Origin of the sequence: Natronomonas sp., from assembly GCF_047616845.1 — an archaeon.
GTDB lineage: Archaea > Halobacteriota > Halobacteria > Halobacteriales > Haloarculaceae > Natronomonas.
Window position 1 is genome coordinate 1 of the sequence record NZ_JBLGBY010000075.1, and the last position, 6,703, is coordinate 6,703.

At 64.2% G+C, this 6,703-nt stretch carries 6 protein-coding genes and 1 pseudogene; 2 read left to right on the forward strand and 5 right to left on the reverse strand.

Features of this window, described 5'->3' with window-relative positions:
- Positions 1 to 127 precede the first annotated feature (127 nt).
- The 4 genes from ACI8UR_RS11790 to ACI8UR_RS11805 are packed head-to-tail and all read right to left on the reverse strand — an operon-like array spanning position 128 to position 5,769.
- Positions 128 to 307, reverse strand: a complete 180-nt coding sequence (locus ACI8UR_RS11790) for a hypothetical protein (protein WP_415087906.1) — start codon at positions 305 to 307, stop codon at positions 128 to 130.
- The gene (locus ACI8UR_RS11795) at positions 304 to 2,268 is read right to left on the reverse strand and encodes a CARDB domain-containing protein (RefSeq protein ID WP_415087907.1); all 1,965 of its coding nucleotides are present in this window, start codon (positions 2,266 to 2,268) and stop codon (positions 304 to 306) included. Before ACI8UR_RS11795 ends, ACI8UR_RS11790 begins: the two co-directional genes overlap by 4 nt.
- The gene (gene ileS, locus ACI8UR_RS11800) at positions 2,269 to 5,496 is read right to left on the reverse strand and encodes an isoleucine--tRNA ligase (RefSeq protein ID WP_415087908.1); all 3,228 of its coding nucleotides are present in this window, start codon (positions 5,494 to 5,496) and stop codon (positions 2,269 to 2,271) included. It lies immediately after the preceding gene.
- A gap of 51 nt (positions 5,497 to 5,547) precedes the next feature.
- Positions 5,548 to 5,769: a hypothetical protein gene (locus ACI8UR_RS11805; RefSeq protein WP_411714721.1), complete on the reverse strand. Its 222-nt coding sequence runs from the start codon at positions 5,767 to 5,769 to the stop codon at positions 5,548 to 5,550.
- Between the two features lie 87 nt (positions 5,770 to 5,856).
- Here ACI8UR_RS11805 and ACI8UR_RS11810 point away from each other — a divergent pair, with 87 nt between their 5' ends.
- The gene (locus ACI8UR_RS11810) at positions 5,857 to 6,093 is read left to right on the forward strand and encodes a hypothetical protein (protein ID WP_411714722.1); all 237 of its coding nucleotides are present in this window, start codon (positions 5,857 to 5,859) and stop codon (positions 6,091 to 6,093) included.
- Here the strand turns inward: ACI8UR_RS11810 and ACI8UR_RS11815 are convergent, their stop codons facing one another.
- Positions 6,094 to 6,285, reverse strand: a complete 192-nt coding sequence (locus tag ACI8UR_RS11815) for a hypothetical protein (RefSeq protein ID WP_411714723.1) — start codon at positions 6,283 to 6,285, stop codon at positions 6,094 to 6,096.
- 130 nt (positions 6,286 to 6,415) lie between these two features.
- Here ACI8UR_RS11815 and ACI8UR_RS11820 point away from each other — a divergent pair.
- A pseudogene (locus tag ACI8UR_RS11820) lies at positions 6,416 to 6,703 on the forward strand (uracil-DNA glycosylase); the annotation flags it as partial.

Consider the following 6,703-nt stretch of genomic DNA (forward strand, 5'->3'; position numbering starts at 1 on the left):
TGCGATTGCGTGGGCCTGTGGGCCGAGCGCCGAACGTGTTTGAGAACCGTGCGGCGCTGTATCCCCTCCCTACTCGCTCCCTTCGGTCGCTCCTTGAGGAAGGGGCCTTAGCGCCTAGTTCAGGTAATCAGCGTGTTTCTGCGGCAGCGTCCGCGTCGAGTTTGACGTACGCCTCGCTTTCGGCGTCCGGGAGTGCAGGGGCGTGGTTCAGATACGCGCGCGTGCTTTCACAGTTCGGACACGCCCGGCGCTCCTCGGCCGCTTCGTAATGTTCACAGCGCGGACAGACGAGGAACTGCTCGCTCATGGTCTCTTCCGGAAGCCGAACAGTACCAGTGTTGCCAGCAGCGCCACGGTGGCGGGTGCGGCGCCGAGACCCGCTCCGGAACCGCCAGTCGGTGTCGCGCTGGCGCTACTGTCGCTGGGGGTGGCGTTCGGCTCGGTCGATTGAGTGGGCGTTGCGGTCTCGTCACGAACCGTTACCGTCGCCGTGCGGTCGCCGGCTGAGACGGTGTGTTCACCAGGTGTCTCGAAGCTCATCGTCACCTCGACGACCTGCTGGCCCGTGCCGAGCTGTACCTGTCGGGTCGCGACTGTCTCACCATCGACGGCGAACGTGACCTCGCCGTCGGCGGGCCGGTCGGCGCTCGATTCGACGGTCGAACGGAGCCGAACCGTCTCACCGAGCGCGGCGTTCGTCGGGTCGACCGTGAGGTCGGTCACCTCGATATCGGCCGGTTCTTCGATGACGGCGGTCGTTCGAGCCGTCCCGACGGCCAGCGTGTATTCGCCCGTCGAATCGAACGTATGCGGAACGGTGACCATCGTCGATTCGCCCGGTTCGAGCGTTCCGGAGACCGTCTCGACCGCCGTGCCATCGACGCGGAACTCGGCGCTGAAATCGCCGGCCTGTGTGCCGGCGTTGCTCACTTGGACGGTCGTTTCAAGCGTCTCGCCGGCGACGAAGCGTGGCTCATCGAGCGTCGTCTGCCGGTACGGCCCGGAAACCGCAAACGAGTCGAACGAGTAGCGGATGTCGGGGCCGCCGAAGGCCTCGACGTGTTCCTCTTTGCTCCACAGCGGCGGCGTGTCCGTCGTTTCGGTGTATCGTTTTGCGTCCGTCCGGATGTCGCTGTTGCCGGCCGCCTCGATGGCATCGAGGAACTCCTCCTGTGTCAGCTCCTGGTCGGGCTCGTTGAGTTCGGCGATGACGGCGTCGATGGACGTGTCGGATTCCGCTCGGAGCCGGCGGTCGAGGTAGCCGAACACGAGCGCGCCCTTCTCGTAGTTGCCTCCGTTCGACCGCCACGTCGATGGCTTCGTGAGCTGGACGTCGCTGTATCTGTCTTTCGTCCCCTGCTCCATCTTCCGTCGGAATGTCTCGTAGTCGATGCGGCCCTCCTCATAAGGGATGAGCGCGGCGTAGTAGACGGCCATCCCCTCTATCGTCCACTGCGTCGCTTCCGCCCGGTCGTAATCCTGGCGGGAGTGGACGTACTCGTGCACCCAGGCGCTCCGTGCGGTATCGAGCTGCTCGACATCCCGAACCCACATGTCCGCATCACCGCGTTGAATCCCCGTCGCGGCCCATTCGACGCTGTTGGTGGGTGCGACGATGACGAGCACCTGATCGTCTCGGGTGCCGATTTCGAGCCGCTTTGCGGCCATTGTCAGCGAGTCGAGCACGTCGTCCGGCGACTCGCGAAGCTCCGCCTTCGCCGGAACGACGAGCCGGAACTGCTGGCCGCTGCCGCTTTGGCTCCGCTCGGCGTAGGAACCGAGATACGTGATGTGGCGGCCAGCAACGCCCTCACTGCCCGCACTCTGGGTGCGATTCACGTCGGCCTGGATACCCGTCCATTGCAGGCCGACCTTCGGCGTCCGAATGATCGCCCACTCGTCGGTGACTGCGTAGGTGTACTGTTCCTCGCCGTTGCGGGTCACCGTCACGTTGGCGTCGAGAGTGTAGCGCAACGACGGCTCGTTCGTCGTCCCCGTCCACGTGTAGGTGTTCTCGCTTTCCCGCGTGAAGCCGTTCATCTCGTAAACGTTCGAGTTCTCCGGAATCGTGATTTCGAGCGACGCCGTGCCGCTTGGAATCCGGAGTCGTGTTTTGACGTCCACCTGTCCCTGGGTGTCGTTCTGTGCGATGGTGTGGTCGACGTCGATGGTGGCGGCCGCTGCGGGGGCAGCGAAGACGACACTGCCCGCGAGCAGCCAACAGACCAGGAGCGCCGACAGGACGGCGGCTCGAACGTCGGCGCGCATCTACGTGTCCGTTACGGGCTCGATGCCGATTTGCATTTCGATGCCCTCGACGACCCATTCGCGCTCGTGACCATCCTCGATTGAGCCGAACTCGGCGGCCCGCACTTCGTCCGCGATGAGGTCTTCGTGTTCGCGAACGAGGCCTGCGACCCGGTCGTCGGCGACGTCGAGGTCGACGCGAATCTCGGCCTCGATGTCGAGGTCGAGCTCCTTCCGCATCTCCTGAACCCGGCGGATGACCTCGCGGGCGTATCCCTCGCTTTCGATATCCTCGGTGAGCGTCGTGTCGACGTAGACGACCCCGCGGTCGTCGCCGTCGACGGTGAAGGTGGTACCCTCGATGCCGGAAGGCGTCTCAGTGTTGAACGAGACCATCTCCTCGGTCAACTCCACGTCGCGTCCGAGCCGCTCTTCGACGGCGGATTCGAGTGTATCCAGCGTCTGTTCCGTGACCGATACCTCGTTGAGTGCGTTCATCACGTCGCTTGCCTCCTCGCCGAAGGCGGGGCCGAGCACCGACATATCGGCGCGGGCGCTGTACGCCAGCTCCTCCCACTCGGCGCCGGGTTCGACGAGTTCGATTTCGCGAGCGTTGAGCCGGTCACGCAGCAGGTCGCGGTGTCGGTCGACGGCCTCCGCGGCCGCCTCGTCGTCGGCGGCGACGACGACACGCCGGACGGGCCAGCGGAGCTTCCGCTCGGCCTGCTGGCGGGCGTTTGAGCCGGCTTCCTCGACGGCTTCGACGACCTCGATGTCGGTTTCGAGTTGCGGATCGTGGAACCCCTCGTCGACGGTGGGCCAATCGCACATGTGAACGGTGTCGTGGCCCGCATCGCCGGTGAGCGTGCCGTAGATCTCCTCTGAGATGAACGGCGCGTACGGCGCCAAAAGCTTCGTCGTCTCGACAAGGACGTGATACAGCGTCGCGTAGGCAGCCTGCTTGCTCTCGGAGTCGGCTTCCTCCCACATCCGCTCGCGGACGACCTGGATGTAGAACCGGGAGACATCCTCGACGATGAACCCGAGGAGTGCATCGAGCGCCTTGTCCTGGCGGTAGGCGTCCCACTGTTCGGTCATCTCCTCGGTGACTGACTGGAGCCGCGAGAGCACCCACTCATCGACGGTTTCGAGAGCGGCGTCGGCGACGGTCACCGCCCCGGGTTCGAAGTCGTCCAGCCGCATATACGGCAGCGGGAACCGGAAGACGTTCCAGAGGATGTTGAGGTCGCGCTGGCGGTTCTGCATCTCGTCCCACGAGAAGCGCATGTCGTCGCCCTGCGGCGTCTGGTTCAAGAGGAACACGCGCATCGGGTCGGCGCCGTGACGGTCGATGGCCTCCTGCGGCGAGACGATGTTCCCGATGGATTTCGACATCTTGCGGCCGTCCTCGGCGAGCGCCCAGCCGTGCATCAACACGTCCTGATACGGCACCTCGCCGAGTGCGGCGGAACCCATGCCGAGTTGCGACCAGAACCATCCGCGGGTCTGGTCGTGGGCCTCCATGATGAGGTCGGCAGGCCACAGCTCCCCGAAGCATTCCTCGTTCGATGGGAAATCGAGCGTCCCCCACGAGGCGACGGAGGAATCGAGCCAGACGTCGAAGACGTCCGGGACGCGGGTGTAGGTCGTCCCGTCTTCGGTGATGGTGAGATCGTCGACCGTCGGGCGGTGGAGGTCGATGTCCTCGGGGTCGACATCCTGGTCGACCCGTTCTGCGAGTTCCTCGCGCGTCCCGATGACGACGGCGTCCTCCATCTCACCGCTCCAGCCGTCGTCGGCGTCCTCGCCGTTCGAGCCCGAGGCGGTAGCCTCGCTATCTGGCGTCCAGATGGGAATCGGGATGCCCCAGTAGCGTTGCCGGGAGACGTTCCAGTCAGGCGAGTTCTCGACGAACTTCCGGAAGCGACCCTCACGAGCCTCCGGTGGGTACCATTCGCTGTCCTCGATGTTGTCGAGGAGTTCGTCTTTGATGCCGGTGACTGTGATGAACCACTGGTCGGTGACGATGCGGACGATGTCGGTGTCACAGCGCCAGCACTGCCCCTCGTCGATGGTGTGGCCTTCCTCCGAGAGCAGCAGCCGCCCCTCCGAGCGGAGGTCGTCGACGATGTCGTCGTTGGCGTCGCGGACGAACTGGCCTTCGTAGTCGCCGGCGGCCTCGGTGTAGACGCCGTCGGAGCCGACCGGACAGAAGATTTCGAGGCCGAGTTCCTGGCCGCGATCGAAGTCCTCCTCACCGTGGCCGGGTGCGGAGTGCACCATGCCCGTGCGGTCGACTTCGACGTAGTCGGCGTGATACACCTGCTGGGAACCCTCGGCCTGTGCGTGGTCGGGAACCTCCTCGGCGAGTGGGTGGTCGTACTCCCAGCCGATGAGTTCCTCGCCGGGCAGCTCCTCGATGATGTCGTAATCGCCTTCGTCGGCGCCGAGCCGCTCCATCACGTCCTCGACGGTGTCGCGGGCGAGATACAGCGTTTCGCCGAGGTATTCGACTTCGGCGTAGGTGACGGATTCGTCGACGGCGACGAAGGTGTTGGCGGGAATCGTCCACGGCGTCGTCGTCCAGATGACGAGGTTCCCCTCGCGGTTCCGGAGGGGGAACGTCACGTAGATGGAGGGGGCGTGTGCGGTTTCGTACTCGACTTCGTTTTTTGCGATGGCGGTTTCACACCGCGGACACTGCGTGATCGAGCGTTGCCCCTGCGTGACGAGGCCGCGCTCGTGGGCCTTCTCGAAGCCCCACCACGCCGCTTCCATGTATTCGGGTGTAACCGTCTTGTAGGGGTTCTCCCAGTCCATCCAGACGCCGAAGGATTTGAAGTCGTTCTGGAGGCCGTCGAGTTGGGAGTCGGCGAACGTCTTACACTCCTCGATGAAGTTCTCCATCCCGAACTCCTCGATGTCCTTCTTGTTGTCGAAGCCGAGTTTCTCCTCGACTTTGGTCTCGATGGGCAGCCCGTGCATGTCGTAGCCCGGGCGGTCGGTGACGTTGTGGCCGCGCATTCGCAGATAGCGGATGTAGGCGTCTTTCAGGGTCTTGTTCCAGGTCGTCCCCATGTGGGCGGCCCCGGAGGTGTACGGCGGGCCGTCGACGAAAAAGAAATCCTCGCCGTCTTCGCGGTGCTGCGTCGTCTGCTCGTAGGCGTCGACGTCGTCCCAGTAGTCGAACACCTGGTCTTCGACCTCGTGGGGGTCGTACTGGTCGTCGACCTCGGCGAACCTGCTCATATCTTCTACATCCGGCCCCGCTGTTAAATGAGAATCGGTACCGTGCGACCGTCAGGCCTTCCGAAGCAGTGGGAGGAGCTTCTCGGTGCCGAGCGAGAAGGACGCATACAGTGCGATAGCGCCGATGACGACGAGCCAGATGGTGAATTTGAGGTTGCCGGCGGTGAAATACGACATGCTCGACCACTCGGCGAACAGCCCGGCGATGGCGAGGACGCCGGTGCCGAGACCGTAGACGAGGAGTTCGAGCGACGCGATGAGTAGTTCTCGCATAGGTGTGTTCCGCTGTTGGAGGAGATATGCTTTTCGACCGCGATCCGAAGGGAAAGGGATTCAACGCTCGACCGGAGAGCAACGAACATGAGCCATCGGAACCGCTCACGCAACATCGACTACGCCCGTGCCGCGAAACTGGGCTTTCTGTTCGGCGTCGCGCTGTTCGTCGTCGGCATGGTCGGCGAGATCGCCGGTCACGCCCTCCTCCCGTCGCTGCCGGAGTCGGTGTACGGACTGTTGTTCAGTATGGAGATACTCGGCGTCCTCGTCGGCTTTTTCACCCCCATTACGTTCGGGGCGATTCTGCCGCTGACGGAGTAATCAGGCGCCGACGTCGACGACGAAATCAGACTGGAGCCACGTATCCGGCTCCTCGCGGTCGTAGATGACGACGGCACTGCTGTCGAGCGTCAGATGGCCGTAGCGGTCGGAATCGATGGCAGATTCGGGCGGTTTCGGCGCGTCGGTCGGGTTCTCGGGCAGCTCGTCCGTCTCGGAGGGTGCTTCGCTCATTCGTGTCGAGAGAGTCGATTGGTGGCTATAAGGGTTCGGCTAATTTTGCCAATAGATCTATATGGTGTATTATGACGGTAATACAGTTCGAACGCGAACACTCAGGCGTGTGGCGCCCGACCCACCGTTGATGGCGCGGTTTCCCGACCCCGACGGACGGAACGCCCTGGCTGCGGACTGCCAACAGTGTCCCGAACTGGTCGAGGGCCGCACCTGCATCTCGTGGGGCGTCGGGGCACGCGATGCGACGCTCGTGGTCGTCGGTGAGGCCCCCGGTGCCGGAACCCCTGAGGCCGACCGCTGGCAGGGCGGCAACCACACGGGCATGGCCTACACCTCACGCCACAGCGGCCGCCGGGTTCGTGGCCTCTTCGAGACGCTCGGCTACGGGCCCGACGACCTCTACCAGGACGTGTGG